This is a genomic window from Amycolatopsis sp. 505 (genome assembly GCF_031625235.1).
GTDB lineage: Bacteria > Actinomycetota > Actinomycetes > Mycobacteriales > Pseudonocardiaceae > Amycolatopsis.
This window is the reverse complement of sequence record NZ_JACKQP010000015.1, coordinates 101,680-128,246: the sequence shown is the minus strand read 5'-3', so window position 1 is coordinate 128,246 and position 26,567 is coordinate 101,680. Positions and strand designations below refer to the sequence as shown.

Annotated in this window: 23 protein-coding genes and 1 tRNA gene; 11 read left to right on the top strand and 13 right to left on the bottom strand. The window is 69.4% G+C overall.

What is annotated here, in order from left to right; all coding sequences use genetic code 11:
• The first annotated feature begins 36 nt into the window (after positions 1-36).
• The 5 genes from H5965_RS41860 to H5965_RS41840 all read left to right on the top strand — a co-directional run bounded on the left by H5965_RS41860 (position 37) and on the right by H5965_RS41840 (position 5,879).
• The gene (locus H5965_RS41860) at positions 37-2,238 is read left to right on the top strand and encodes an FtsK/SpoIIIE domain-containing protein (RefSeq protein ID WP_310976727.1); all 2,202 of its coding nucleotides are present in this window, start codon (positions 37-39) and stop codon (positions 2,236-2,238) included.
• A 234-nt stretch (positions 2,239-2,472) separates the two neighbouring features.
• On the top strand, positions 2,473-2,832 hold the full coding sequence (locus H5965_RS41855; RefSeq protein ID WP_310976725.1) for a hypothetical protein: 360 nt from the start codon (positions 2,473-2,475) through the stop codon (positions 2,830-2,832).
• A 35-nt stretch (positions 2,833-2,867) separates the two neighbouring features.
• Positions 2,868-4,016 (top strand): DUF3631 domain-containing protein, encoded by a 1,149-nt coding sequence (locus H5965_RS41850; RefSeq protein ID WP_310976723.1) that lies wholly within the window; start codon positions 2,868-2,870, stop codon positions 4,014-4,016.
• A 289-nt stretch (positions 4,017-4,305) separates the two neighbouring features.
• A complete protein-coding gene (locus H5965_RS41845; RefSeq protein ID WP_310976721.1) occupies positions 4,306-4,494 on the top strand; it encodes a helix-turn-helix domain-containing protein in 189 nt (62 codons plus the stop codon).
• Complete coding sequence (locus tag H5965_RS41840) at positions 4,494-5,879, top strand: integrase (RefSeq protein ID WP_310976719.1); 1,386 nt, start codon at positions 4,494-4,496, stop codon at positions 5,877-5,879. Before H5965_RS41845 ends, H5965_RS41840 begins: the two co-directional genes overlap by 1 nt.
• 67 nt (positions 5,880-5,946) lie before the next feature.
• Here the strand turns inward: H5965_RS41840 and H5965_RS41835 are convergent, their stop codons facing one another.
• Together H5965_RS41835 and H5965_RS41830 are read right to left on the bottom strand one after the other, a co-directional pair.
• The gene (locus tag H5965_RS41835; protein WP_310976716.1) at positions 5,947-7,518 is read right to left on the bottom strand and encodes an RNA-binding domain-containing protein; all 1,572 of its coding nucleotides are present in this window, start codon (positions 7,516-7,518) and stop codon (positions 5,947-5,949) included.
• 334 nt (positions 7,519-7,852) lie between these two features.
• Positions 7,853-7,926: transfer RNA gene (locus H5965_RS41830), tRNA-Leu, on the bottom strand.
• 181 nt (positions 7,927-8,107) lie between these two features.
• Here H5965_RS41830 and H5965_RS41825 point away from each other — a divergent pair.
• Positions 8,108-8,722 carry an ANTAR domain-containing response regulator gene (locus tag H5965_RS41825; protein ID WP_086851473.1) on the top strand — a complete coding sequence of 205 codons (615 nt, stop codon included), beginning with the start codon at positions 8,108-8,110 and terminating at the stop codon, positions 8,720-8,722.
• A gap of 33 nt (positions 8,723-8,755) precedes the next feature.
• The gene (locus tag H5965_RS41820) at positions 8,756-9,286 is read left to right on the top strand and encodes a DUF4352 domain-containing protein (protein ID WP_310976715.1); all 531 of its coding nucleotides are present in this window, start codon (positions 8,756-8,758) and stop codon (positions 9,284-9,286) included.
• A 46-nt stretch (positions 9,287-9,332) separates the two neighbouring features.
• Here H5965_RS41820 and H5965_RS41815 read toward each other — a convergent pair whose 3' ends face one another.
• From H5965_RS41815 to H5965_RS41795, 5 genes are all read right to left on the bottom strand, one after another.
• Entirely contained in the window at positions 9,333-10,046 is a 714-nt protein-coding gene (locus tag H5965_RS41815; protein WP_310976714.1) for an ABC transporter ATP-binding protein, read from the bottom strand.
• Positions 10,036-10,809 carry an ABC transporter ATP-binding protein gene (locus H5965_RS41810; RefSeq protein ID WP_310976713.1) on the bottom strand — a complete coding sequence of 258 codons (774 nt, stop codon included), beginning with the start codon at positions 10,807-10,809 and terminating at the stop codon, positions 10,036-10,038. Before H5965_RS41810 ends, H5965_RS41815 begins: the two co-directional genes overlap by 11 nt.
• Positions 10,806-11,963, bottom strand: a complete 1,158-nt coding sequence (locus H5965_RS41805; RefSeq protein WP_310976711.1) for a branched-chain amino acid ABC transporter permease — start codon at positions 11,961-11,963, stop codon at positions 10,806-10,808. The genes H5965_RS41810 and H5965_RS41805 overlap by 4 nt, the downstream gene beginning before the upstream one ends.
• Positions 11,960-12,928 carry a branched-chain amino acid ABC transporter permease gene (locus H5965_RS41800; RefSeq protein WP_310976709.1) on the bottom strand — a complete coding sequence of 323 codons (969 nt, stop codon included), beginning with the start codon at positions 12,926-12,928 and terminating at the stop codon, positions 11,960-11,962. The genes H5965_RS41805 and H5965_RS41800 overlap by 4 nt, the downstream gene beginning before the upstream one ends.
• Before the next feature lie 108 nt (positions 12,929-13,036).
• Positions 13,037-14,188 (bottom strand): branched-chain amino acid ABC transporter substrate-binding protein, encoded by a 1,152-nt coding sequence (locus H5965_RS41795; RefSeq protein ID WP_310976708.1) that lies wholly within the window; start codon positions 14,186-14,188, stop codon positions 13,037-13,039.
• A gap of 531 nt (positions 14,189-14,719) precedes the next feature.
• On the opposite strand from H5965_RS41795, the gene H5965_RS41790 reads away from it, so the two are divergent.
• Positions 14,720-15,490, top strand: coding sequence for a prolyl oligopeptidase family serine peptidase (locus H5965_RS41790; protein ID WP_310976706.1), 771 nt, complete (start codon positions 14,720-14,722; stop codon positions 15,488-15,490).
• 63 nt (positions 15,491-15,553) lie between these two features.
• Here the strand turns inward: H5965_RS41790 and H5965_RS41785 are convergent, their stop codons facing one another.
• Together H5965_RS41785 and H5965_RS41780 are read right to left on the bottom strand one after the other, a co-directional pair.
• Positions 15,554-16,522: a LysR family transcriptional regulator gene (locus tag H5965_RS41785; RefSeq protein WP_310976704.1), complete on the bottom strand. Its 969-nt coding sequence runs from the start codon at positions 16,520-16,522 to the stop codon at positions 15,554-15,556.
• A gap of 7 nt (positions 16,523-16,529) precedes the next feature.
• Positions 16,530-16,970 (bottom strand): hotdog fold thioesterase, encoded by a 441-nt coding sequence (locus H5965_RS41780; protein WP_310976703.1) that lies wholly within the window; start codon positions 16,968-16,970, stop codon positions 16,530-16,532.
• A 62-nt stretch (positions 16,971-17,032) separates the two neighbouring features.
• Between H5965_RS41780 and polA the strand changes: the two genes are divergently transcribed.
• The 3 genes from polA to H5965_RS41765 all read left to right on the top strand — a co-directional run bounded on the left by polA (position 17,033) and on the right by H5965_RS41765 (position 22,108).
• Entirely contained in the window at positions 17,033-19,774 is a 2,742-nt protein-coding gene (gene polA / locus H5965_RS41775) for a DNA polymerase I (RefSeq protein ID WP_310976701.1), read from the top strand.
• Between the two features lie 90 nt (positions 19,775-19,864).
• Positions 19,865-20,404 carry an EF-hand domain-containing protein gene (locus tag H5965_RS41770; RefSeq protein WP_310976826.1) on the top strand — a complete coding sequence of 180 codons (540 nt, stop codon included), beginning with the start codon at positions 19,865-19,867 and terminating at the stop codon, positions 20,402-20,404.
• 102 nt (positions 20,405-20,506) lie between these two features.
• A complete protein-coding gene (locus H5965_RS41765; RefSeq protein ID WP_310976699.1) occupies positions 20,507-22,108 on the top strand; it encodes a serine protease in 1,602 nt (533 codons plus the stop codon).
• 72 nt (positions 22,109-22,180) lie between these two features.
• Here H5965_RS41765 and H5965_RS41760 read toward each other — a convergent pair whose 3' ends face one another.
• The 4 genes from H5965_RS41760 to H5965_RS41745 all read right to left on the bottom strand — a co-directional run bounded on the left by H5965_RS41760 (position 22,181) and on the right by H5965_RS41745 (position 26,560).
• Complete coding sequence (locus H5965_RS41760) at positions 22,181-22,753, bottom strand: TetR/AcrR family transcriptional regulator (RefSeq protein WP_310976697.1); 573 nt, start codon at positions 22,751-22,753, stop codon at positions 22,181-22,183.
• Positions 22,750-24,648 carry a YhgE/Pip domain-containing protein gene (locus H5965_RS41755; protein ID WP_310976696.1) on the bottom strand — a complete coding sequence of 633 codons (1,899 nt, stop codon included), beginning with the start codon at positions 24,646-24,648 and terminating at the stop codon, positions 22,750-22,752. Before H5965_RS41755 ends, H5965_RS41760 begins: the two co-directional genes overlap by 4 nt.
• Positions 24,645-25,331 (bottom strand): ABC transporter ATP-binding protein, encoded by a 687-nt coding sequence (locus tag H5965_RS41750; RefSeq protein WP_310976694.1) that lies wholly within the window; start codon positions 25,329-25,331, stop codon positions 24,645-24,647. The genes H5965_RS41755 and H5965_RS41750 overlap by 4 nt, the downstream gene beginning before the upstream one ends.
• 308 nt (positions 25,332-25,639) lie before the next feature.
• Complete coding sequence (locus H5965_RS41745) at positions 25,640-26,560, bottom strand: GNAT family N-acetyltransferase (RefSeq protein WP_310976825.1); 921 nt, start codon at positions 26,558-26,560, stop codon at positions 25,640-25,642.
• Between the last annotated feature and the right edge of the window lie 7 nt (positions 26,561-26,567).

Sequence of the window (26,567 nt, the reverse complement as noted above, 5' to 3'; positions counted from 1 at the left end):
TCCGTGAACGGACCCGACCCCGAAGGGCCTCTTTCCGTGAACAGCACGCCTGACCCGTCCACGAACACCCCGGCCGACACGCCCGTGAACGGCCCCGTGAACACCGACCCGGCCGCCACCGACACCGCTACGACGCGGGCCGGGAATGTCGTCCCGATCCGCCCGGACACCGCCCGGACGCCGGAGGAGATCCCGGAGCAGGACCGGCCCGCCGCCGACGACACCGAGCCCGGCACGGTCGTCCGGCTGGTCGACCCGCCGGCGACCAAGGCGACGTGGTGGGAGACCGTCTCCGACGCCACCGCCCGCCCGCTGGTCGCCAAGTGGCTCACGTCGGCGGAGGAGTTCAAGGCGCGGGCGCGGTTCCTGGTCCGCTACGCCGCCCACACCTTCGCCTTCCACGCGCTGCGGGTGCCGGTGTACATCCCGGCCGCGCTGCTGCGCGCCCCGGGCGCGCTGTGCCGGCTGACCGCCCGGGTGGGGCGGTGGGTGTTCGACGCGGAGTCCAAGCCGGTGCGCATGAACGCCCGCGACCGCAACGACGCGGACGTGTACATGAAGCTGCGCGAGGCCCGCAACGAGACCGTGCGCCGCCGCTGCGCCCCGGTCATGGTCGCCGTCCTGGTGCTGCTGGCCACGGCGTACCTGTGCCTGACGTTCGTGCCGCCGGTGTGGAACTGGACGGCCCTGGCCGCGACCCTCACCGCCGTGGGCTGGTGGGGCGCACCGGCGGACAAGCCGGTCGCCGGCCGCGCCGTGGACTCGGTCAAGACGCCCAAGCTGACGTCGTCGATGATCGAGGACGCGCTCTGCTCGCTCGGTATCGGTGGCCTGAATCAGGCGTACGCCAAGGGTAAGCGGATCGAGTTCCCGAACCCGATCGCCCGCGACGGGGACGGCTGGCGCGCCGACGTCGACCTCCCGTTGGGCGTGACGGCCGGCGACATCATCGCCAAGCGCGACGAACTGTCCTCGGCGCTGCGTCGCCAGATCGGGTGTGTGTGGCCCGAGGGTGATGCGAAGGTCCACGAGGGACGGTTGGTGTTGTGGGTCGGGGACATCGACATGTCCAAGGCCAAGCAGAAGCCGTGGCCGCTGGCCAAGGCGGGCGCGACGGTCGACCTGTTCAAGGCTCAGCCGTTCGGCACCGACCAGCGCGGCCGCTGGGTGCCCATCACGCTGATGTTCGCCTCGATGGTGATCGGCGCGGTCCCGCGCATGGGCAAGACGGTCACGCTCCGGGAACTGCTGCTGATCGCCGCCCTGGACCCGCGTGCGGTGCTCTACGCCTACGACCTCAAAGGCACCGGTGACCTCTCCCCGCTGGGGCAGTGCGCGCACGGCTACGGCGTGGGCGATGACCCCGAGGACATTGAGCGCATGGTGGTGGAGATGCGGGAGCTGCGGGATGAGATGCGCCGCCGCACCAAGGTGATCCGCAACCTGCCGGAGTCGGTCTGCCCGGACAACAAGGTCACGCCGGAACTGGCCGCGCGTAAGGACTTGCGGCTCGCGCCGATCGTGGTCGGGGTGGACGAGTGCCAGGTGTGGTTCGAGCACCCCGAGCACGGCGAAGAGCTGGAGGAGATCTGCACCGACCTGGTCAAGCGCGGTCCCGCCTTGGGGATCACGCTGATCCTGGCCACGCAGCGCCCGGACGCGAAGTCGCTGCCCACGGGGATCTCCGCGAACGCCATCCTGCGGTTCTGTCTCAAGGTGATGGGGCAGCAGGCCAACGACATGGTTCTCGGCACCAGCCAGTACAAGTCCGGTGTCCGGGCCACGATGTTCGCCCGCTCCGACCGGGGCATCGGCTACCTCGCCGGTGAGGGTGACGACGCGCAGATCGTGCGCAGCGTCTACAAGGACGCCACCGACGCCAAGAAGATCGCCGCCGGCGCCCGGACGCGGCGGGAAGCGCTGGGCAACGTCACCGGCTACGCCGCCGGTGAAGCCGTGGACGTCGAGGCCGCGCGGCTGGACCCGCTGGCCGACACCATCGCGGCGTTCGCCCGGGGCGAGGACAAGCTCTGGTCCGACGCCATCGTGACCCGGCTCGCCGAGCTGCGGCCCGCGCAGTACCGGGGGTGGACGGCGCAGAACCTCGCCACCGCGCTCAAGCCCTACGGCGTCAAGCCCAAGCAGGTGTGGAGCACCGACCCCGACACCGGCAAGGGCGCCAACCGCAACGGCTACACCCGCGACGCCCTCACCGCCGCCAAGAACAACCGAGCGTAACCAGACGTGGAGGCTAGGGGCGGTGCGCGTCCTAGACCGGACCGCCCCTAGACCTAGACCCCTCCTCTAGATACCCGCAGCAGTCGTGACCAGCGCACTAGCACCCTAGACCCACCTCGCTCCGACCTGCGGAAACACCCCGAAAACCAGGCTAGTACCCCCGCCGCCCGGCCCTAGCTCTGGCCCAAAACGCCCACACACCGTCACTTTTTGTGACCGACGTGAGGACCCGCCTTGACCACGCACACCACCGCCGCCGGCCCGGCCACCCGGGTCACCATCCCCTTCACCGAGTACCGCGCGCTCACCCTCGACGCCGCCGCCTGGCGACTGCTGCTCACCAGCCCGCACGTCGCGGAACTGCTCGCCGAGTGGATCGAGTGGGATCGCCGCCGCACCGCCCGTGAGACCTCGGGCGCCGTGTCGGCCGCCGCCGACTGGCGCGCCCTCGCCGGCGCGCCTACCTACGCCGAACTCGAACGCCGCCGCGCCGTCGCCACCAGGCCCGCCCTGACGCCGCACCAGATTCGCGCACAGGCCGCCGCGTCCTGGGCCCGGGTCAACGCCTGGATCGCTACGCGAGAGGCCGCCTGATGACCGCCACGACACCGAACGGCAGGGGAGCACCGATGGGCACCTACGATCTCGAACCGTCCACCCTGAACGGGGCTGTCCTGCTGGACTCGCTGCGGGCCGCGCTCACCCGGTACGTGGCCTTGCCCAACCCGGAGACCGCCGACGCCATAGCCCTGTGGATCGCCGCAACTCATGCACAGCCGGCGTGGGCGCACGCGCCCCGGCTGGTGATCCGCGCGCCGGAGAAGCGCTGCGGGAAGTCCCGGCTGCTCGACATCGTCGAGGCCACCTGCCACAACCCGTTCATCACGGTCAACAGCAGCCCGGCCGCTGTCTACCGGTCGGTCTCCGAGGACCCGCCCACCCTGCTCGTGGACGAGGCGGACACCATCTTCGGCCCGAAGGCTGACGGGAACGAGGACCTGCGCGGGCTGCTCAACGCCGGCCACCAGCGCAACCGGCCGGCCAAGCGCTACGACGCCACCAACCAGCGCGTCGAGTCCATCCCCACCTTCGCCATGGCCGCCCTCGCCGGCATCGGGGCCATGCCCGACACCATCGAAGATCGCGCCGTCATCGCCCGGATGCGCCGCCGCGCCCCCGGCGAAACCGTCGCCCCCTACCGGCACCGCCGCGACCGGCCCGCCCTGCGTGCCCTCGCCGACAACCTGCACGCGTGGCTGCGTGCCGACCTGTCCACATTGGAGACCGCCGAACCGGAGATGCCCGTGGAAGACCGCGCCGCCGACACCTGGGAACCCCTGGTCGCCGTCGCCGACCACGCCGGAGGCACCTGGGGCGACCGCTCCCGCGCCGCCGTGCTCGCCCTCACCGCCACGGCCGATGAGGACAACGATGGCTCCGACCGGCAACGCCTGCTCACCGACTGCCGCACCGCGTTCGGCGACGAACTCGCTCTGCCGACCGCTGAACTGCTGCACCGCCTGCGTGCCTTGGAAGAGTCGCCGTGGCGCGAGTACGGCGCGACCGGGCTCACCGCCATGAAGCTCGGCAGTCTGCTCAAGGAGTACGGCATCCGGTCGGACACCATGCGGTTCCCCGGTGCCGGACAGGCCAAGGGCTACCGACGCGCCGACTTCGCCGACTCGTGGGCCCGCTACTGCGCCGATCCGCCGGCCAAGGGCGACGGCGAACCACCCGCCGAGGGCGCGATCCCGCTCCGCCGGGCACGGTCGGCCTGACACCCGCCGGGCGGGGGTAGCCGTACCAGCCGTACCAGCCTCATTTCCGCAGGTCAGCCCTGGTACGGCTTCCCCGCCTGGTACGGCTCAAGCCGTACCACCCTTCCCGCACTGGTACGGCTCAAGCCGTACCACGAAACCAAGCCGTACCGCACCTGACCAGGCAAAACGAGGCTGGTACGGCTGGTACGGCTTACCCCCTCAGCACCGACAACCGATCACCTTCGACCCGAGGAGAGCCCATGCGCATCACCGCCACCCGCACCGCGACCCGAAGGGCTCACCACCGATGGCCACGCCACGCCAGCACCTCACCATCGCTGAACTCTGCGCCGAACTCGCCGTAGCGCGCTCGACCTTCTACGAGTGGCGCGCCAAGAAGCGCGCGCCGCGCTGCATCAAGCTCCCGAACGGAGAGATCCGCATCCGCCGAATCGACCTCGAAACCTGGCTCGACAACTGTGAGGAGGCTGCCTGATGGACACGACCTATGACGTCAAGATCTGGAAGATCGAAACCCGCGTTTGGAAGTCGAAGACGAGCTATCGCGTCGTCTGGTTCGTCGCCGGCGTGCGCTTCGGGGAGACGTTTGAGACAAGTGCTCTGGCCGATAGCTTCCGCTCGGACCTGGTTGCCGCGTCACGGCGCGGCGAGGCTTTCGAGCGCACGCAAGGTCTCCCGGTCTCGAAGCTACGGGAGGAGAACGAAATGCCGTGGTTCGACTTCGCGTGCAAGTACGTCGACATGAAGTGGCCCCGGGCCGCCGGGAAGTCGAGGGCGGGGAACGCCGATGCGCTCGCCAGCGTGACGCCGGCGTTGCTCAAGACGACCCGGGGTGCGCCGGACAGCAGGACGCTTCGCCGGGCGCTCACCGGTTGGGCCTTCAACACCAAACGCCGCGACGAGCCGAAGCCGCGAGATGTGGAGCAGGCGTTGAAGTGGCTGAAGACGAATACCGTGCCGGTGTCGAGGCTCAACGACAAGGCGGTGCTTCGGGAAGTGCTGGAAGTGCTGTCGCTCAAGCTCGATGGAAGGCAGGCCGCCGCGAAGACCGTCAACCGGAAGCGCGCGGTTCTGTTCAACGCGCTGGAGTACGCGCACGAACTGAAGCTGTTGACCGCAAATCGACTTTCCGAGGTGAAGTGGACGGCTCCGAAGTCCGTGCGGGCGATCGATAAGCGCGTGGTCATCAACCCGAGGCAGGCGAAGAGTCTGCTGTCCGAAGTGGAGGCACAACGGATCGAGGGACAGCCGCGCCGGTCGTCCGGCCCGATGCTGGTTGCCTTCTTCGCCGTCATGTACTACGCAGCTCTCCGGCCGGAAGAGGCGGCCATGCTCCGCAAGTCGGACTTGCAACTCCCCGAGGAGGGGTGGGGCGAGCTGCTGTTGTCGGAAACCGCGCCGATCACCGGCGCGGCCTGGACGGACAGCGGCGAACGGCGCGACCGCCGGCAACTCAAGCAACGTGGAAGAGGAGAAGTCCGCGCGGTGCCCTCTCCGCCGCCGTTGACGGCGATCCTGCACATGCACCTGACCACGCTCGGCACGGCGGCCGACGGGCGGCTGTTCCGGAACCTGATCGGTGGAGACCTCGCCGAATCCACGATCGGCCGGGTCTGGGACAAGGCACGCAAGGCCGCGTTCTCAGAGGACGAGTACACGTCACCGCTGGCAAAGCGTCCGTACGACCTCCGCCACGCGTGCGTGTCAACCTGGCTGGCCGCTGGGGTGCCGTCCACGCAGTGTGCCGAGTGGGCCGGCCACTCGGTCGCTGTCCTGCACCAGATCTACGCCAAGGTCATCGCTGGCCTTGAGTCGGCGGCTCACGACCGCATCGAGAAGGCGCTTGACTGGCACGGTTAAGCCGTGGTGCATTAGGGACGAGAGCAGACAGAGAATTAGTATCTGGTCGACGTTCGGGCTCTTCCGTCTAGGAAGAGCCCGAACTTCCTTCTAGGAAACTGTCGAGCTGAGGCCAGTCCAGCTCCCAGTCCCCTCGATGTGATTGCCAACTTTCATTGTTGGCGTACTCAAAGACCCTTTTCATGGATGCGCGCAGGTCGTCTTCGCTGACATCGGGAAGTATTTCTTTGCGCGTGTCTTTCGACAATATCGCGTTCACGACTGGCGCTGCTCGATGTGCAAAGAATCCGCTGAAGCTTGGGTAGAAATCACTTGTTTTCTTGGTGTGGGCGTACGCAAAAATGCACCACGTTAAGTCGAACTGCACGATTGAATCCAAAAGCTCGTCGCGGGGCTGCGGTGCAACGCCTACCTCGAACTCGTTGATTGCCGAGTTGGGAATATCCGGATGGAGGGCCGGTACCTGTGCTGACACTTGGCGGGCGAAGCTGATAAAAGCACCAGGTATGAATCCGCCGCCACTTCCTTTCAGCAGGTTCGCGTTTGCGGCAGCTGTTAAGGAATGTCGAATCCAAGTGAAGTAGCCGCTGCGTCTGGTTGGGGTGGCAATCAGCTGGGGAATTGCCCACCAGGAGCGCATTCGTATTGCGAGAGCTCCCAATGCTTCTACTCGGATGCCGATTGAGAACCACAGCTTCGGTGCAATATTGGCAAGATCGCCAGCTGGATAGCCATACTCGTCGGCGACAGACCAGTATATCTTCTCTAGCGTCTCTTTGGATGAGGCAAATAGTGAGCGGTAGTCATACGTTATCGCCGCTGCGGTTACCGAGGTCAGCCGATCTAGGAGGACGTCCAATGTGTCGTAGTCCGGCTCGGTGGCGGAAAGCAGTGATCTGGCCTGTGAAGCGATGGAGATCAGAAGTGCTTTTAATGAGATCTGGTCGCTAGCGCGCATCGCAGCTATAATTGCTGAGTCGAAATCCTCGACGGATAGCTGCCAGCTCAATGCTCCAATGGGGCTGCTTTGGATCTCCGCCCCTCGTATTCCTTGCTCGAATGCTTGGAATGCATCGCCAAGCTGTTTGCGTTCTTCTTCGCGAATCCGAGACTGCAGCCTGCTGAATATACTGGGCAGGTCCGATTGTCGCCATCGCTCGCTGGATGTGCCGTGTCTGCAGTAGACGTCACCTGCGCGAAATGCGTGATCATTTTTGCCGGCTGAGTTTGTGAACTGGCCGTCCTTGGCGAAGATGGCAAACCCTTGTTCGTTTGGGCCAATGTAGATCACGGCTAAATTCTTGCCATCTATCTCGTGAACTGCACTGCGTACGGTAAATGGTTCGTCGAGAAACTTCTTGACTGCCGATCGAACCTTTTGTTCGTCGAAATCATCAACGGTGAACTCTGGGGAACCTTTCGCGGGGTTTCCTTGTCCGTCTGCGCCAATCACGATGTAGCCACCATCGGGAAGCGACTGCATCGCGCCAACGTCCTTTGCGAACTCGACGCGGTCCTTATTCTGGCTTAGGTCCAGGAATGTCTTGTAGTCCAGGGCGTCTGTCTCGGTCTGGACTGCCAGGAGCTCGGACAGCTTCTCTGCGTCAACGCGGCCATCGCAGGCAAAAGGTTGGTCCATCGCTGTCTCGCACCCCTAGCTTTGGTCGGGCTGTAAGAGGTAGTCGGCCGTGCGACTTACTTGGTTACATCGAGAAGCTTGCCTCATGCCTCTGTGTTATGCAGGCAAGTTCTCGGCGTGTCAGAAGGCTGCACGGCATCGATCGCACTCTCTGCAACTCTCCTGTCGCCCACGGTGATGCGTCTTGGCTGACCGCCGGCTTCGTTCTGCGGGGGCGCATAGGGGGTGGAGGGCCGTTGACGGCCGGACAGAGCCAGACACGACCGGACTCACGAGAACGGCCCCTGACCGGATAAGTCCTGGTCAGGGGCCGTTCTGTGCTGGTGGGCCACTGTGCCCCCGGTGAGATTCGAACTCACACTGGACGGGTTTTGAATCCGTTGCCTCTGCCAGTTGGGCTACGGGGGCGTGACGTGGTGACTCTACGGGATCACCGGACCCCGCCCGCCGCCGGGGGCGGGGTCCCGGAAAGCGGTCAGCGTCACTACGTGGTGAACGCCATCTCTTCTTCTGGATCGTTCCCGGTAGGCTTCAGGTTCGCGGAACGCCGCGAGATGTCAACACCCGCCGAGTCTTCAGGAGGACCCCGGTGACCGATCAGGCTACCGAGGCCAATGGTGCCGACACCGTGCCGCAGCGTCGGGTGCTCGTTGCGGAAGACGAGGCCCTGATCCGGCTCGACCTCGTCGAAATGCTGCGTGAAGAGGGCTACGAGGTCGTCGGCGAGGCCGGGGACGGCGAACAGGCCATCTCCCTCGCCACCGATCTGAAGCCCGATCTCGTGATCCTCGACGTCAAGATGCCCAAGCTCGACGGCATCGAGGCCGCCGCCAAGATCACCGGGGACCGGATCGCGCCCGTGGTCATCCTCACCGCCTTCAGCCAGCGGGATCTCGTCGAACGCGCGCGGGATGCCGGGACCATGGCCTACCTCGTCAAGCCCTTCGCCAAGCGGGACCTCGTGCCCGCCATCGAGCTCGCCGTCAGCCGGTTCTCCGAGCTGCAGGCCCTCGAGGCCGAGGTCGCCGGGCTCACCGACCGGCTCGAGACGCGGAAGGTCATCGACCGCGCCAAGGGCCTGCTCATGAGCCGCCAGGGGCTCACCGAGCCCGATGCCTTCCGGTGGATCCAGCGGACCGCCATGGACCGGCGGACCACCATGAAGGCCGTGGCCGAGGCCGTCGTCGAGAGCATCGGGAGCTAGCCGGACCGACGGCCGGCAGGCAGAATCACCCAGGTGAAACTCCGCCTGCTGGCCGTCGTCGTCCTCCTCCTGAGCGCCGCGGGCTGCCAGGCCGAACAGCCCAGCGCGCCCGCGCCGGCGACCTACGAGCTGCCGCCGCGGCAGGTGCGGCCGGACGAGACCGCCCTCAAGCTGCCGCCCGCCAAGAACGGTGACACCGAGTTCACCCTCCTCGGCCTCGCCGCCGGGCTGCCCAGCATCACCGGGAGCCACACCGAGTTCCCCGCGAAGGGCCAGTTCGTGCGGGTGCGGCTCGTCGTGACCAACACCGGCACCTCCAGCGTCCTGTTCGACACCGGGCGCCAGCTGCTCGTCGACGACCGGGGAACCGCCCACCCGCCGGAAGAGCAGGCCATGATCATCAAGCGCCAGCCGCGGCAGTTCGACCTCGGGCACGGCGTGCGCGTCGAGTTCGATCTCTACTGGGACATCCCCAAGGACCGGAAGCCCGCCGCGGTCAGGGCCTTCGGCGGCCCGAGCATCGCCGACATGAAGAACCTCACCGGCACCGACATCAAGCTGTGAAAAAAGGGGCCCGGCACCGAAAGTGCCGGGCCCCCGAAACGGACCATCAGACGCCGAGGTCGCCACCGAGGTAGGCGGCCCGGACCTGCGGGTCGTCCAGCAGGTCGGCCCCGCGGGCGCTCTTGACCACCTGACCGGTCTCGAGCACGTACGCCCGGTCGGACAGCTTCAGCGCCTGCTGGGCGTTCTGCTCGACCAGCAGCACCGTCGTGCCGCGCTTGTTGATCTCCCGGATGATGTCGAAGATCTGCGCGATCAGCATCGGCGCCAGGCCCATCGACGGCTCGTCGAGCAGCAGCACCTTCGGCTTCGTCATCAGCGCGCGGCCGATGGCGATCATCTGCTGCTCGCCGCCCGACATCGTGCCGCCGAACTGCGTCCGGCGCTCGTTCAGCCGGGGGAACAGCTCGTAGACCTCGTCGAGGTCGGCCTGGAGGTCGTCCTTGCGGGTGTAGGCACCCATCAGGAGGTTCTCCTGCACCGTCATGCCCGGGAACACGCCCCGGCCTTCCGGCGACTGGCCGATCCCGAGCAGCACGCGCTTGTGCCCCGGGGTCTTCGAGATGTCCTGGCCGTTGAACAGGATCCGCCCGCTGGTGAGCGGCCGCAGCCCGGAGATCGTCTTGAGCGTCGTGGTCTTGCCGGCGCCGTTGGCCCCGATCAGCGACACGATCTCGCCCTCGTCGACCTGGATGCTCATGCCCTTGAGGGCGGCGATCTTGCCGTAGTGGACGTTGATGTCCTGGACGTCAAGAAGCATCTTCGGCCACCCCCAGGTACGCCTCGATCACCTTCTGGTTGCTCTGCACCTCGTGCGGTAGCCCTTCTGCGATCTTCTGGCCGAAGTCGAGCACCGCCAGCCGGTCGCTGATGTGCATGACCAGGCCCATGTCGTGCTCGATGAGCAGCACGGTGCGGCCGTCGTCCCGGATCTTGCGGATCAGTTCCTGCAGAGCGTTCTTCTCCGCCGGGTTCATGCCCGCGGCCGGCTCGTCGAGCAGCAGCAGCTTCGGGTCGGTGGCCAGCGCCCGCGCGATCTCCAGCCGGCGTTGATCGCCGTAGGAGAGGTTCTTCGCGGTCTCGTGCTCCACCTTGCCGATGCCGACGAACTCGAGCAGCTCACGCGCCCGCTCGCGGCCGCGCTTCTCCTCCTTGCGGTGCCACGGCAGGCCGAGCACCGCGCCGATCGCGCCGGTCTTGTGGTGCGCGTCCGCGCCGACCATGACGTTCTCGATCGCCGACATGTTGTGGAACAGCCGGATGTTCTGGAACGTCCGGGCGATGCCGCGCTTGGTGACCTGGAAGCGCTTCATCCCGTCGATGCGGTCGCCGTCGAAGCGCACCTGACCCTCGGTCGGCTGGTAGACGCCGGTGACCACGTTGAACACCGTGGTCTTGCCCGCGCCGTTCGGGCCGATCAGGGCGAAGATCTCGCCTTCGTTGATGGAGACGTTTACCTCGCGCAGGGCGGTGACACCGCCGAAGCGCATGGTGATGTTGTCGAACTCGAGCAAGGGGGTCACTTGGCCACCTCCGCCTGGACCTCGGTGTCCGGACCCGCCACTTCGCCACCGAGCGAGCCCATGCCGCCGGTGCCTTCCCGTAGCTCGGCTTTTCGTTGTCGTGAGGGCAGGATGCCTTCGGGCCGCAGCGCCATCATCGCCACCAGGACCGCGCCGAACAGCAGGATCCGGAACTCCGCCGGGTCCTTGTCGCCGAGCAGGTGCTTCAGCCACTCGACGGACCGGAGGCGCTCGGGGATCCAGGCCACCAGGAAGGCACCGAGGATGACGCCCGGCAGGTTGCCCGCACCGCCCAGCACGACCGCGGCGAGGATCGTCGCGGACAGGATGAACGGGAAGTTGTCCGGGGCGATGAAGACGGCCTTGCTGGCGTAGATGCCGCCCGCGAAGCCACCGATCATCGCGCCGATCGCGAAGGCGAGCAGCTTGAACTTGAACGTCGGCACGCCCATCAGCTCGGCGGCGTCCTCGTCCTCGCGGATCGCGGCCCACGCGCGCCCGACGCGGCTCTTCTGCAGCCGCACCGAGAACACGATCACCAGCACGATCGCGACCAGGATCAGGTAGTAGTACGGCGCCGGGTCGAGCAGGAACTCCATGCCGAAGATCGGCGACGGGTGCGGGATGTTGGTGATCCCGCGGGCGCCGCCGATGCCGTCGGTGTTCTGCGCGGTGATCCGGACGATCTCCCCGAACCCGAGGGTGACGATGGCCAGGTAGTCACCGCGCAGCCGCAGGGTCGGAGCACCGAGGATGACACCCGACACCGCGGCGAGCACGATCCCGACCAGGATCGTCGGCCAGACGTTCCAGCCGAACTTCGTGCCGAAGATCGCCACCGTATAGGCGCCGATCGCGAAGAACGCCACGAACCCGAGGTCCAGCATGCCGGCCAGGCCGACCACGATGTTCAGGCCGATCGCCAGCAGGATGTAGGTCCCGATCGGGAAGATCAGGACGCTCGTCCAGTCCGAAGCCGGCGACATGAACGAGCCGATCCAGGGTGCCGGGAGGATCAGCGCGAACACGATCAGGGCGATGTAGACGAGGTACCGCTGCCAGATCGGAGCGTGCTGCCACCAGTCCCGCGCGCCGTTCACCGGCTGGAACGAGCGGCGAGTGTTTTCCTTGGTACTCACACCGTCGCCTTTCATGCGCGAGCTCGCTGGAGGGATTCACCGAGGATGCCGGTGGGGCGGAACATGAGCACGAGCACGAGGACCACGAACGCCGTGACGTCCTTCCACTCGGAACCGAGGAAGATCGCGCTCCAGTTCTCGACCAGGCCGAGCACGATGCCGCCGAGGAGCGCGCCGCGCAGGTTGCCGATCCCGCCGAGCACGGCCGCGGTGAACGCCTTGATCCCGAGCACGAAACCGACGCGGTAACCGGTGTTCTCGAGTTCCATCAGGTACAGCGCGGAGGCCACACCGGCCATCGCGCCACCGAGCAGGAAGGTGATCCGCACGATGCGGTCGATCGAGACGCCCATCAGCACGGCGGCCTCGGGGTCCTGGGCGGTCGCCCGGATGCCGCGGCCGATGCGGGTGCGGCGCACCAGCTGGTCCAGCACCACCATGACGATCACCGCGCCGATGATGACCAGGACCTGGTCGGTGCGGACGACGGCGTTGCCGACCGGGAACAGCGTGTCGCGGTCGACGAACCGGGGCGCGTTCTGCGGGACGCGGCCCGACTTTTCGAAGACGTTGGGGATGATCACCAGCGCGAAGAGCTCCTGCAGGAAGATCGACGCGCCGATCGCGGAGATCAGGGCCGCGAGCTTCGAGGAGCCGCGCTTGCGCAGCGGCCGGTAGGCGACCTGCTCCAGCACGACCGCGGAACCGCCGGACAGCACCGCGGAGGCGAGCATGAGCGCGAGCAGGAGCAGGATCATCGCGCCCAGGCCCAGCACGATGTTGCCGGAGGTGGCGATGCTGGCCAGGATGAACAGGGACGTCATCGTCCCGATCATGAAGATTTCGGAGTGGGCGAAGTTGATCAGCCGCAGGACGCCGTAGACCATTGTGTAGCCGAGGGCGACGAGGGCGTAGATGGAGCCGAGAACCAGTCCGCCGATGGTGCTGCCGAGGAACTGGTCTTGCAGGGTCTGCAACATGACGTGAGCGCCTTACGAGACAGGGCGAGGACAGGGATACGGGCCGGGAGCGGAGGTGCTGTGGTGACCACAGCGCCCCCGCTCCCGTCAGTCGCTATTCCTGTTGCGTCAGCCGGTGATCTTGGCTTCGGTCGACGCGCCGAGGTTCTTGATGACGCCGCCGACGACCTGGTACACGTTGATCGCGGCGGTCTCGGGCTCACCGTTCGCCTTGAACTTGATCTGCTTCGACGCGCCCTTGAAGTCTTCCGTCTTCAGGAACTCGTTGATCTTCTCGCCGGTGGTGTTGCCGGCCTTGACCGCGTTGATGAGGGCGGTCGCGGCGTCGTAGCCCTCGGTCGCGTAGATCGCCGGGGCGACGTTGAACTTCGCCTTGTACTTGGTGGCGAACTCGTCCGTGGTGCCCGCGTCCGGGATGTTGCACGGGCAGCCGATGACGGCGCCTTCGGCGGCCGCGGCACCCGCGCCCGAGACCAGCTGCGGGTCGAGCGAACCGTCACCGGTGGCGAAGATCGCCTTCACGCCGCCGTCACGCAGCTGCTTGAGCAGCGGGCCGCCCTGCGCGTAGTAGCCACCGAAGGTGATGATGTCCGGGTTGGCCGCCTTGACCTTCTGCACGGTCGAGGAGTAGTCCGGCGCGTCCTTCGGGAACTTGTCGCGCTCGACGGTGACGCCCTTCTCCTTGAAGGTCTTCTCGAACGCGTCCGCGAGGCCGACGCTGTACTCCTGGTCGTCCGAGATGACGAACGCCTTCTTCGGCGACTTCGCCGTGATCAGGAAGTTCGCGATGGCGGGGCCCTGGTCGTCGTCGTTCGCCACGACGCGGTGCCAGTACGACCAGTTGTTCTTCGCCAGGCCCGGGTTCGTCGCCGAGGGCGAGACGCTCGGGATCTTGTTCTGCTCGAGCTGGCCGCCGATGGCCTTCGACTCGCCGGAGAAGGCCGGGCCGATCAGCGCGGTGATCTTGTCCGAGCCGATCGCCGTGGTGATCAGCGAGGTCGCCTGGTCGGCCTTGCCCTGGCTGTCGTAGGTCTTCAGCTCGATCTTGGTCTTCGGATTCGTGGCGTTGTACTCGTCGATCGCGAGCTGGGCGCCGTTGCGGGGCGGGAGCACGATCCCGGAGTTCTCCCCGGTGAGGTCGCCCATGAACCCGATCTTCAGCGTGCTGCCGTCACCACTGCTCGACGAGCCGCCACCGGCGCAGCCCGCCAGCGCGAGCGACGTCGCCGCTGCGAGGGCGAGAACCCGTCCAAAACGCACTCCTGACACCGACTACCTCCCATGACCAACCAGCCGCCGGTAGGCGTTGCCCCCGACACAGGGGCTAGGTTAGGGCAGGAAGATATCCCTCTCGCCCGTCTTGTGCACAGGCGGCCTCACTACTCTGTGTCCACATCGTGACGATCGCAACCGACACGAATTGCACGAAAAGGCGAACAACGTTTCCCTGTGGCCCGCCGCTGGTCACGCAGCGATGCTAAGTATCCGGGCTCGTTCTGCGAATGGGTGACAGCGATGTTTCACCGGTATGTCATCGCCCATTTCGGCGGCCGGTGCGTGGCCGGTTTCCGGTGACTCCGCAGTTCACACTGGCGGGGTCCCGGTGGAGCGGGCACCGCCGTAGGGGTGCACCTTACGTCCGGTTCGGGCGCCCGGACGGACCACCCCCCCGGCCCGAAAGTCCCCTCCTTCGTCACAACCAACGGTTGTCGTGGCCGCCGGAACGGCTGTTGGACCCGCACCGCCCCCGGGCGGTTCGCTGGGAGCAGCCGGAAGACAGGGAGAGACACGATGAGCAAGACGATCGAGGGTGTGGCGGCGGGGGTGCCGTTCGTGGCGGTGCCGCCGGCGGACCCGGAGGCGCCGGCGGCCCTGGTGGCGGGCTGGCACCTGATGGACGAGCCGAACAGCGAACGCGCGATGGCGGACGCCGTCCCGATGGCGGGCTTGCCGGCCTGGCGCGTGTACTTCGGGCTGCCGCTCTCCGGGGCCCGGCTGCCCGAGGGCGGGCCGGAGGAGGTCTTCCGGCGCGCGAGCGAGGACGCCGTCCTCAACGTCTTCGAGCCGGTGACCGAGCAGGCCGCGGACGAGTTCCCGGCCGCGCTGGCCGAACTGCGCGACCGGCTGCCGGGCGCGACCGGACCGCTCGGCGTGTTCGGCGGGTCGGCCGGGGCGCTGGTGGCCCTGGAGGTGCTGGCCCGCGGCGACGCCGGGATCGCGGCCGCGGCGGTGGCCAGCCCGGTCGTCCAGCTCGCCCCGACGATCACCGCCAACGAGCGCCGCTTCGGGGTGACGTACGCGTGGACCGAGCGGTCCCGCGCGGTCGCGGCGCGCTACGACTACGTGGACCGGGCCGCCGAGCTCGCGGCGCCGCTGCTGCTGGTCGTCGGCGCGGACGACGACATCGCCGTGCGCGAGCCCGCGGAGGCGCTGCGCGAGAAGGTGGGGGCCGAGCTGGTGACGGTGGAGGGGATGGCGCACGAGTTCCCGCCGGGGACGCCGGCCGCGGCCCGTGTGGATGCCGCGTTCAGTGGGTGGTTCGCGCGGCGGTTGCGGGGCTGAGGTCGTTGGCTGGCAGCCACGCGTGTTCGGGGACGTCGGCCGCGGCCGGTGCCGACGCCGTGTTCAGCGGGCGGTTCGCGCGGTTGCCAGGCTGACGTCCTCGGCCGGCAGCCAGGCGTGCTCCGGGTCGTAGGCGCACCAGTCCTCGTCGCGGCTGGTGCGCCCCGCGGCGGCCAGCAGGCGCCGCAACGCCGGGTGGGCCTTGCCGCGCCGCCAGACCAGCGACCACGGGAACAGCGGGGACGGCTCGAACGGCAGCACCTTCAGGTTCAGGTCGGCCGCCAGCTCCATGTCGGCGCCGGCCAGGGTGACGCGCCGCTTGCCGTACCGCGTCTGCTCCAGGGTGTGGCGCAGGTCGTAGCTGACGCCGGAGTCGTCGATCGGCACCCCGAACTCCTCGCACAGCTCGTGCAGGTAGGACAGCCACTCCGCCGGCCCGCCGAGGCCGGGCAGCCAGATCCCGTCGGCGCGCAGCTCCTCCAGCCGCAGCACGTCCTGCACGGCCAGGGGGTGCTCCGGCGCGAGCAGCGCGACCAGCGGCTCGAACCGGACCGGCCGGTGCTCCAGCTCGTCCGGCAACGGCCGCCCGCAGCCGGACACCCGGCCGAAGGCGGCGTCGAGCTCGCCGGACAGCAGCGGGCCGATCGCGTTGGCGAACCCGCGGCCGGCGACCCGGTCGATGCGCAGCCCCGGCTCGTGCGCGGCCAGGCGGCGGAGCAGGAACATGGGGGAGAGCCGGTGGTCGACGAGGTCGAGGCGCAGCGGCCGGTCGTCGGCGCCCATCGCGGCGACCGCGGCGTCGGCCACCTTCACCAGCTCGCGCGCGTGCGGGAGGAACCGCTCGCCGTCGGCCGTCAGCTCGACCGAGCGGGGCGTGCGCAGGAACAGCGGCGTGGCGAGCGCGTCTTCGAGCTTCTTGATCCGCTTCGACAGCGCCTGCTGGGTGAGGAACAGCGCCTGGGCGGCCCGCCCGAAGTGCCGCTGCTCCGCGGTCACCACGAACGCCCGGACCTGGGCGACGTCGAGGTCCACGGGAGGCTCAGGCGCCCGGCGGCCGGTCCCGGACCACGCAGGTCAGCCGGGCGGTGCAGGTGCGGCGGCCCTCGTCGTCGGTCAGCACGATCTCCGCGGTGATCGTGCCGCGGCCGATGTGCAGCGGCGTCGCCACCCCGGTCACCTTGCCCGAGCGCACGGCCCGGTGGTGCGTGCAGGACAGCTCCAGCCCCATCGCCGCCCGGCCGGGGCCGGCGTTGAGCGCGGCGACCGTCGAGCCCAGCGCTTCGGCGAGCACGGCGTTCGCGCCGCCGTGCAGCAGCCCGTAAGGCTGCAGGTTGCCCTCGACCGGGATGGTGCCGATCACGCGTTCGGCGGTCGCTTCGATCAGCTGCATGCCGACCTTGTCGTTCAGCTGCTGGTCCGCGGCCGCCGGGTCGATGCCGGCCAACCGGTCCACGTCGATGGGGACGGCACCGTCGGTCACGCAAAGCTCCTCTTCCTATGCGACACGTAAGAGTGTCGGACCCTCAGCCTAGACTCGGCCTCGTGAGCCCGAGTGAGAAGACGACCGTTGCCAACGCCACAGGAACCACCGCCACCGCCGGGCGGCCGAAGCTGCTCCTGATCGACGGCCATTCCATGGCCTACCGCGCGTTCTTCGCCCTGCCCGCGGAGAACTTCAGGACGAAGACCGGCCAGGTCACGAACGCGGTCTTCGGCTTCACCTCGATGCTCATCAACCTCCTGCGCGACGAAGCGCCGACCCACCTGGCGGTGGCGTTCGACCTCTCGCGCAAGACGTTCCGCTCGGAGACGTACGCCGACTACAAGGCGAACCGCAGCACGACGCCGGACGAGTTCCGCGGCCAGGTGGACCTGGTCAAGGAGGTCCTCGACGTGCTCGGCATCCCTTCTTTGGTGAAGGAGAACTTCGAAGCCGACGACATCATCGCCACGCTCACCACGCAGGCGACGGCCGACGGCTTCGACGTCCTCATCTGTACGGGCGACCGGGACGCGCTGCAGCTGGTCACCGAGCAGGTCACCGTGCTGTACCCGAAGCGCGGGGTCTCGGAGATGACCCGGTTCACCCCGGACGCCGTCGAGGAGAAGTACGGGCTCACCCCGCGGCAGTACCCGGACTTCGCCGCGCTGCGCGGCGACCCGTCGGACAACCTGCCGAGCATCCCCGGCGTCGGCGAGAAGACCGCGGCCAAGTGGATCAAGCAGTTCGGCTCGCTCGGCGACCTGATCGACCGCGTGGACGAGGTCAAGGGCAAGGTCGGCGACGCGCTGCGGGCGCACCTGTCCTCGGTCCAGCTCAACCGGCAGCTCACCGAGCTGATCCGGGACGTCGAGCTGGAGGTCGAGCCGTCCGGGCTGGAGCTGCGCCCGTGGGATCGCGAAGCGGTGCACGCGCTGTTCGACGAGCTCGAGTTCCGCGTGCTGCGGGACAGGCTGTTCGCGACGCTGCAGAGCGCCGAGCCCGAGGCCGACGAAGGCTTCGAGGTCTCCGGAGCCGCGCTCGAGCCCGGTGCGCTGGGCGCGTGGCTCGCCGCGCACGCCGGCCCCGGCGAGCCGGTGGCCCTGTCCTTCCGCGCCGTGGGCACCTCGGTCCGGTCCGACCTGCGCGCGGTCGCCTTCGCGACGGTCGACGGCGAAGGCGCGTATGTCGACGTCACGGCGATGGACCAGGCCGACGACGCCGCGCTCGCCGCCTGGCTGGCCGACCCGAAGATCCGCAAGACCGGCCACGACCTCAAGGTGCCGCTGCACGCGATCCGCGCCCGCGGCTGGGCCCTCGCCGGGCTGGCCATGGACACCGCGCTGGCCGCCTACCTGGTGCGGCCCGGGCAGCGCACGTTCGAGCTGGACGACCTCGCGCTGCGCTACCTGCACCGCGAGCTGCGCTCGGAGACCGACGGCGGCGACGGCCAGCTGTCGCTGCTCGACGGCGGCGCGGAAGGCCTGGAGCAGAAGGAGATCCAGGACGAGCTGGTCAAGGCCCGCGCGATCTTCGAGCTGGCCGGGGCGCTCGAGAAGGAACTGGAGCAGATCGGCGGCGCGAAACTGCTCGCCGAGCTGGAGCTGCCGTTGCTGGAGGTCATCACCGAGGTGGAGATCGCCGGCGTCGCCGTCGACCTCGAGCAGCTGACTTCGCTGGAGGCCCACTACCTCTCGCGGGTCACGCAGGCCGCCGAAGAGGCGTACGCGGTGATCGGCAAGCAGATCAACCTCGGCTCGCCGAAGCAGCTGCAGGTCGTGCTGTTCGACGAGCTCGGCATGCCGAAGACCAAGCGCACCAAGACCGGCTACACGACCGACGCCGAGGCGCTGCAGGGCCTGTTCGAGAAGACCGAGCACCCCTTCCTGCAGCACATGCTGGAGCACCGGGACGCGACGAAGCTGCGCACCACGGTCGAGGGCCTGATCAAGTCCGTCGCCGACGACGGGCGGATCCACACCACGCTGCTGCAGACCATCGCGGCCACCGGGCGGCTGTCCTCGACCGAGCCGAACCTGCAGAACATCCCGGTCCGCACCGAAGAGGGCCGCCGCATCCGCGACGCCTTCGTCGTCGGCGAGGGCTACACCGAGCTGATGACCGCGGACTACAGCCAGATCGAAATGCGGATCATGGCGCACCTCTCGCAGGACGAGGGCCTCATCGAGGCGTTCAACTCCGGCGAGGACCTGCACACGTTCGTGGCGTCGCGGGCGTTCTCCCTGCCTCCGGAGGAGATCACGCCGGAGCTGCGCTACCGCGTCAAGGCGATGTCGTACGGCCTCGCGTACGGCCTGTCGGCGTACGGGCTTTCGCAGCAGCTGCGGATCTCCACCGAAGAGGCCAAGGAGCAGATGGAGGCGTACTTCGCCCGCTTCGGCGGCATCAGCGACTACCTCCACTCGGTCGTCGGCGTCGCGGCGAAGAACGGCTACACCGAAACGGTCTTCGGGCGCCGCCGCTACCTGCCGGACCTCAACAGCGACAACCGCCAGCGCCGCGAGATGGCCGAGCGGATGGCGCTCAACGCGCCGATCCAGGGCAGCGCGGCCGACATCATCAAGGTCGCGATGCTCAACGTCCACCGCGCGCTGGTCGAGGCGAAGCTGAAGAGCCGGATCCTGCTGCAGGTCCACGACGAACTCGTGCTCGAGGTCGCGGAGGGGGAGAAGGAGCAGTTGGAGAAGCTGGTGCGCGAGGGCATGGGCTCGGCGTACGCGCTGGCCGTGCCGCTCGAGGTCTCGGTCGGCTACGGCCGGTCGTGGAACGAAGCCGCGCACTGACCTCTGGTCACTCGGTGTCACGGCCCGGATCACCGGGTCGTGACGCGGATGTACTCGGGCGGACGTCGTCGCGTGTCCCGTGCCGCGACGATGCTGGGCGCCATGGCCAGTGACTTCCAACGGCGCAAGATCTCCGGCGTCTTCGGCGCCATGGACGCCGACGGCGACGGGTTCCTGACGGAGACCGACTTCCGGGCGCTCACCGCGCGGTGGCTCGACCTCCGCGGCACCGACGCGGGCACCCCGGACGGGCAGAAGCTCATCGCCGTGATGATGGGCTGGTGGAGCACCCTCGACGCGGCCGCGGGCGGTGGTGGCCAGGTCAGTCTCGACCAGGTGCTCCAGGTCGTCGACGCCTTGCCGACGATGCCGGGCGCGGTCACCGGCACGGCCGAGGCGATGTTCGAGGCCGTCGACGAAAACCGCGACGGCGTCATCTCCGCCGCCGAGTACGACCGCCTCATCGCGGCCTGGAACGGGGTCGGCACCCCGTCCGGAGACGTCTTCGCCCTCCTCGATTCCGACGGCGACGGCCGCCTGTCCCGCGAGGAGTTCTCCCGGCACTGGTTCGAGTTCTGGGCCGGCGACGACCCGGCCGCGCCCGGCAGCCGCGTGTTCGGCGCAGTGTGATCCCGCGATGTGCCGAACGGATGACTCCGTTCGGGTGAGCCATTACCGCTGGGTAGGGAGGTCGGCGGCGGCGCGCGGCGATCACGGCGTAGGGTCCGCCGAATGGGGTTCGAGCGTGAGCGACGACGCTGGCGGGTCCGGTTGCACGACGAACTCGGCCGGGTGTGCGGAGCGGGCACGGTACTGGACGAGTACCACGTGCTCACGAGCGCGCACGTCGTCGAGACCGCGGGTGGCCCGCGCGCCGCGCTGAGCGTCGACTTCGTCGGCCTGGCCGAAGCCATGCCCGGCGCCGCGACCGTCGTCGAAGGCTGCTGGGTGCCCTCCGACGGCGGCGGCCACGGCGATCTCGCCCTGCTGCGCCTGGAGCGTCCCGAATCCCGCGTGTTCCGCGCCCCGCTGCACCGCATGCCGCTCGGTGAGCACCAGCTCGTCCGCGCCTTCGGGTTCCCGCCGGGCTCGGTCGGCCGCTGGACGCACGCCCGGCTCGGCGGCCCCGAGCAGACCGGGGGCGAGTGGGTCCGCCTCTTCCGCACGGCCGAGGCCGAACCGCTCGGCCCCGGCTTCGGCGGCACGGCGGTGATCGACGAGGCGACCGGCCACGTCGTCGGCATGGTCGTCGGCAAGGACACCGGCACCTGGATGGTGCCGGTCGAGACCATGCTCGGGCACCTGCCCCAGCTGAGCATCTGGACGTCCGGCAGCCCGGCGGTCGACGCGAGCTTCTCGCGCCCCGTCGGCGAAGCGGTCGACGTCTCCTTCGTGCAGCGCGTCGCGGACTGGTTCGCCAACGCCGAGCCGGGAACGGTCTGGGTCGTCGACACCGGCGAGGCCGGGTCGCCCGTCGCGGCGGCGTTGCGGTTCGGGATCGTGCTCGCCGACCGGGAACGTTCCCTCGGTGTGCCCGGCCTGCCGCCGGCGTTCGGCCAGATGCCGCCCCCGGGCAGCGTGGACCTGGCGGTCGACGCGACCGGCCGCACCGCGGACGCGGTCCGCCACCGCATCGCCGACCGGCTCACCGGGGGTGTCGCGGGCCGCACGCTGGTCGTCGACGCGATCGACGACTCCGCGGAACCCGACCGGCTCGTCGGCGAGGTGCTGGCCCCGCTCGCCGGCCGCGCGGCCGAGCTGGGACTCCGCCTGCTGCTGGGCTTCCGCGAGGAGTCGTCGCCCGGGGTGACGGCGGTCCGGGCGAGCACCGGCCAGGCCCGCCCGGCCCCGGACGACCTCGCCGGCCGCCTGGAGGTCCTGACCCAGGCGGTGGCGGAGTTGGCGGAGATCGAGGCCTACCAGCTGCGCGTGGCGACGCGCTTCACGGGCGTCGCGATGCTGCCGGCCCGGGCGCAGAGGCTGAAGGGAGCGCTGAAGCAGCTCCGCTCGGCGGAGGTGGACGGCGACGCGGAGTGGGTCGAGCGCCACATCGACAGCCACGAGCACGCGGTGGCCCCGGCCGTCGAGGACGGCCGCAGGCAGCGAGCGGTCCTCGACGGCTTGGTGGCCCGCCGCGAGGAGCTGCGCGCCCGGCTGGCGGGCGACCTCGAACTGGCCCGAGAGCACGGGCTGGCGGGTGACCCGGAGATCGAGCAGGCGTACATCCCGGCGAAGAGGCTCCTGATCGACGGCCCGTGCGAGCTAACGGCGGCAGCCACGGCGGTCGACACCTACGCGGCGGCGGTCCGGGCGCGCATCGAGGACCGCGGCTGATCCGGTCGCCGGACGCCGGAATTGTCGGTGCCGTCGGGTAGCGTGGAAAACGGGGGGCGCCCCCGCGGCCGCTTAGCGCCGGCCCAAGCCGCGGATCAGCACCATCACCGCGTCCCGCACCTCCGCCCGCGTCCGCTGGGGTCCGAACACCTGCCAGTCCAGTGCCACCACCAGCATCGTCCCGAACAACCCCGCCGCCGCCGTCGGGATCTCGACGCCCTCCGGCAGCCGGCCCTCCGCATCCAGCCGTGACAACTGCTGCTTCACGATCGAGATGATCTCCTCGCGCAGCAGCGACAACGTCCCGTGCCACTGGCCCGGCGTGCGCCACAACTCACTCACCAGGATCTGCGAGAAGCCCGGGTACTGCGCGATGAACTCCAGCGTCGTGTCGACCTGGGCCTCGATCACGTCCAGCGGATCCTCCGGCGACACCGCGTCCCGCAGCCGGCCCGCCAGCATGTCCACCCCGTACCGCAGCAGGGCGTCGACCAGGCCGTCCTTCGAGCCGAAGTTGTAGTACACCGTGCCCTTCGCGACGCCCGCCGCCGCCGCGATGTCGTCGACCGTCAAGCCCACCAGGCCCCGGCTCTTCGAGAGCTCCAACGTGGCCTCGAAGAGCTTCTGCTTCGTCGCGCCGCTCACAGGCTCAGCTCGGGCTTGAGGGCCGACACCGTCCACACGCGACGCTTGCGGGCGGCCAATGTGGACACCAGTATCCCGCCGACCAGGTAGGCCACCAGCACGCCGATGTCCCCGAGCAACCGGCCCGTCGAGGCGCCGCTGTAGAACAGGTGGCGGAAGCCGTCGATCGCGTACCCCATCGGCAGCACCACGTGCAGCGGGTAGAGCGCGTCCGGGATCGTCTGCCACGGGAACGTGCCGCCCGCGCTCACCAGCTGCAGCACCAGCAGCACCAGGCCGAGGAACTTGCCGACCGCGCCGAAGAAGGCGTTGAGCGCGTGCACCACCGAAGTGAACGTCAGCGACACCAGCACGGCGAACCCGATCGCCTCCAGCGGGTGGGCGATGTGGATGCCGACCAGCCACGTCACCGCGCCGAACAGGACGACCACCTGCGCGATGCCCAGCAGTGCCGAGGACAGCCAGCCGCCGACGGCGACCCGGAACGGGGCCGCGCCCGCGGTCAGCGCGCGCGTCGAGAGCGGGCGCAGGATCAGGAACAGCACGAACGCGCCGATCCAGGTGGCCAGCGAGATGAAGAACGGCGCGAGGCCGGCGCCGTACGTCCCCGCCGACGCCTCGCCGTTGGCGTTCACCGCCACCGGGTCCGCGATCGTGTTGGCCGTCGCCGAGCGGGTCGGGTCGTCGGGGTTCGGGATCTGCTTGAGCCCGGCCGCGAGCCCGTCGCGCAGCTTCACCGCGCCGTCGGCGAGCTGGTTGGTCCCGTTGACGGCGGTCTTCTCGCCGTCGCTGAGCTGGGACGCGCCGTCACGCAGTTGGTTCGCGCCGTCCGACGCCTGCGCGATGCCGCTCGCCAGCTGCGGGGACGCCGCGGCGAGCTTGGCCGCGCCGTCGGACACCTGGCGGGCGCCGTCGGCCAGCTTCGCGAGGTCGCCGTTCGCCTGCTGGATCTTGCTGTTCGCCTGGTCGACGGGGGAGCGCAGCTGGTCGGCCTTGGCCACGATCGCCTGGACCTCGGTCTCCGGCACGCCGGCGCCGCGCAGGTCGGTCACGAGCTGGGTGCGGTAGCCGTCGAGCTTGCCCTGGATGTCGGACGACGCCGTCGCGGCGACCGAAGCGGCGTCGGCGACCTTCTGGTTCCCGGCGGCCACCTGCGAAGCGCCGTTGGCCAGCTGCTGCGTCTGGGAGGGGAGGGCCGCGGTGGCGCTCTTGAGCGTGCCGAGGCCGGTCGCCAGCGTCGACGAGCCGTCCGCGAGCTTCGCCGCGCCGTCGGCCAGCTGCTGCTGACCGGACTTCAGCTGCGTGGCGCCGTCGGCGAGCTGCGCCGCGCCGGTCGAAGCCTCCTGGATCTTGGCGTAGATCGTGGAGAAGCCGACCAGGAACCGGTCCGCGGCCTCGCTGCCGACCTTCTCCGCGATCGTCTTGCGCACCTGCTCGGCGACCTGCTTGGCGATGGTGCCGGACAGGTAGTTGTTGGCGTCGTTGGTGGTCAGCGTGATCGTCGCCTGCTGCGGCTGGAAGTTGCCGACCGACAGCAGCGCCGCGGAGAACCCGCTCGGGATGCCGATCGCGAACGAGTACTTGTCGTCGCGGACGCCGTCGCGGGCCTCCTGCTCGGACACCTCGTGCCACTGGAAGGTGCCGGACTTGACCAGCTCGTCGGTCACTTCACGGCCGACGTTGCGCTCCTGGCCGCTGGCGTCCTTCGCGCCGGTGTCGCTGGTGAAGACCGCGGCGGGCAGCTTGTCGAGCCGGCCGTAGGGGTCGTAGTTCGCGTAGAGGTAGAAGGACGCGTAGAGCAGCGGCACCAGCACGAGCGCGACCAGCGCGAGCTTCGGCAGGGTGCCGGTGGAGAGGCGGCGCAGCTCGTTGCGCGCGATCCGGAAGGCGTTCATTCGGGGACTCCGTCAGTGCTCTCGGTGAGCTCTTCGGTGGGTTCGGGGGGAGTGAAGTTCTGCGGCGCCGGCTGCTCGGCCGCGCCGACGAGCGCGGGGGTGAAGGGCAGCGCGGACAGCGGGGTGGTCGCGGCCAGGACGACGACGGCCAGGCCGCGTCCGGCCAGCTCGCGCGCCAGCCCGGCCCAGCCGTCGACGTCGCTGGTGTGCCGGTCGGGAGTGTCCAGCACGAGCACGCGCACGCCTGTGCGCTCGGCGGCGAGCTCGGTGAGCAGCCGCGTCCGCAGGGCGGGGGCGAGGTTCTCGAAGCGCGTGCCGGCGAACGGCGCGGCGTCGTGTTCGGCGAGCCAGCGGGCGACGTCCTCCTTGCCCGCCGGGCGGTGGGCCAGCGCCAGCTCCTCGCCGGCGACCACGCGCAGGGGCAGTGCGTCGTCCGGTTCGCTGACCCCCGGGGCGTCCACGACCGCGACGAGCTCGGTCAGCGGGGCGTCGACGCCCTCGGCGTGCACCGTGCCGGTGGTCGGCTTGAGCCGGCCCGCCAGCGCGAGGCCGAACGCCGTGACGCCGACGCCGGGTTCGCCGTGCGCGATCGCCAGGTCGCCCTCGCCGACGGTCAGTGAGGTGGGCGGCAACAAGGTGCCGTGGTGCCCTTCGAGGGACACCCGATCGGCTCGGACCTGCACGGTTTCTCCCGCTTCGCGAACTTTTGAACTGACCGGTCAGTTCAAAAACTAGTCCGGACGGGAGGTGGCGGCAAGATCACCGGACGCACGTCACACTTGTGGGTGGCTCACGGGGCAGGCCACGGCCGACTGTCGCATTTCACCGGCCGCGGCGCAGCCCGGGCGTGGGTGCCCACGGCTTCCCCGGGCCGGAGGGTGGGTTCCGGCAAGGTCACGACGGCACGTCCGACGGCGGCTCGGCTCGTGCCGCGAATGACTCATTCGGGGCGTGGGAGGTCCCGAATGAGTCATTCGCGACGCCGCCACCCTCACCGGAGCGCCGACGCCGGCCGCACCTCCCACGTCGTCCACAGTGGACGATAGCCCTGCCGGTGCCAGAACACCGAGGACAGCGGGTTCGTCGGGTTGTAGTAGAGGTACGTGCGGGTCGCGCCGCCCCGGTGCAGCTCCCGGTGCACGTGGGCCATCAGCGCCCGGCCGAAGCCGCCGCCGCGTTCGCCCGGCAGGGTGACGACGTTGTTCACGTACCCCCAGCGGCCGAGCGGGAGCAGCTCGGCCGCCTCGCTGCCCGGCGTGGCGTCCACCCACGCGCAGTGCGCGAGCGCGCGGGTTTCCCCGTCTTCTTCGGCCACCCAGACGAGCGGCTCGGCCTCGGCGAGGGCCTTCCGCAGGGAGGGGCCCAGCAGCGCGGCGGTGTTCGCCCGGCGCGGCGCGGCGACGAGCCCGGTGTAGTCGAACGTCGCCTCGGCCAGCTTCAGCGCGGTGTCGTAGTCGTCCGGTCCGGCTCGCCGGACCGCGATCTCCGGCCGGGCCTCCGGCGGGCGCGCGGTGCGCACGCCGACCGCGGAGAGCGGGACGAGGCCGTGGTCCAGGAACGCGCGGATCGCCTCGGCGTCCCGGCTGGGCCAGACGACCACGCACGCCGAGTCGTCGCCGATCTCCTCCGCCTCCAGGCGGCCTTTCAACGCGCGCAGCAGGACGTCGGCGCCTTCGGTGCCGGTGTCGCCGACGTACGGGAAGAGCTGCCAGGTGTCGGCGGCCGACCACAGCATCGGGACGTCGCCCGGCGCGAGCCGCAGGTGCTGGAGCACCCCGGTGACCTGCGTGCCGTCCGCGGTCGCCGCGTCCAGGCGCTCGCCGCGGGCCGGCGGCGCGGCGGGCGGCAGCAGGGCGTCGACGGCGGCGAAGCGCGCCCGGTGCGCCGCGAGCAGCGGCTCGGCGATGTCCATGGTTTCC

What these genes read in the sequence shown, in the direction of transcription:
- H5965_RS41850 (WP_310976723.1), top strand. Translation starts at nt 2,868, where the DNA reads ATGGGCACCTACGATCTCGAACCGTCCACCCTGAACGGGGCTGTCCTG.
- H5965_RS41845 (WP_310976721.1), top strand. Translation starts at nt 4,306, where the DNA reads ATGGCCACGCCACGCCAGCACCTCACCATCGCTGAACTCTGCGCCGAA.
- H5965_RS41840 (WP_310976719.1), top strand. Translation starts at nt 4,494, where the DNA reads ATGGACACGACCTATGACGTCAAGATCTGGAAGATCGAAACCCGCGTT.
- H5965_RS41835 (WP_310976716.1), bottom strand. Translation starts at nt 7,518, where the DNA reads ATGGACCAACCTTTTGCCTGCGATGGCCGCGTTGACGCAGAGAAGCTG.
- H5965_RS41815 (WP_310976714.1), bottom strand. Translation starts at nt 10,046, where the DNA reads ATGCTTCTTGACGTCCAGGACATCAACGTCCACTACGGCAAGATCGCC.
- H5965_RS41805 (WP_310976711.1), bottom strand. Translation starts at nt 11,963, where the DNA reads ATGAAAGGCGACGGTGTGAGTACCAAGGAAAACACTCGCCGCTCGTTC.
- H5965_RS41800 (WP_310976709.1), bottom strand. Translation starts at nt 12,928, where the DNA reads ATGTTGCAGACCCTGCAAGACCAGTTCCTCGGCAGCACCATCGGCGGA.
- H5965_RS41790 (WP_310976706.1), top strand. Translation starts at nt 14,720, where the DNA reads ATGAGCAAGACGATCGAGGGTGTGGCGGCGGGGGTGCCGTTCGTGGCG.
- H5965_RS41770 (WP_310976826.1), top strand. Translation starts at nt 19,865, where the DNA reads ATGCTGGGCGCCATGGCCAGTGACTTCCAACGGCGCAAGATCTCCGGC.
- H5965_RS41765 (WP_310976699.1), top strand. Translation starts at nt 20,507, where the DNA reads ATGGGGTTCGAGCGTGAGCGACGACGCTGGCGGGTCCGGTTGCACGAC.
- H5965_RS41755 (WP_310976696.1), bottom strand. Translation starts at nt 24,648, where the DNA reads ATGAACGCCTTCCGGATCGCGCGCAACGAGCTGCGCCGCCTCTCCACC.
- H5965_RS41745 (WP_310976825.1), bottom strand. Translation starts at nt 26,560, where the DNA reads ATGGACATCGCCGAGCCGCTGCTCGCGGCGCACCGGGCGCGCTTCGCC.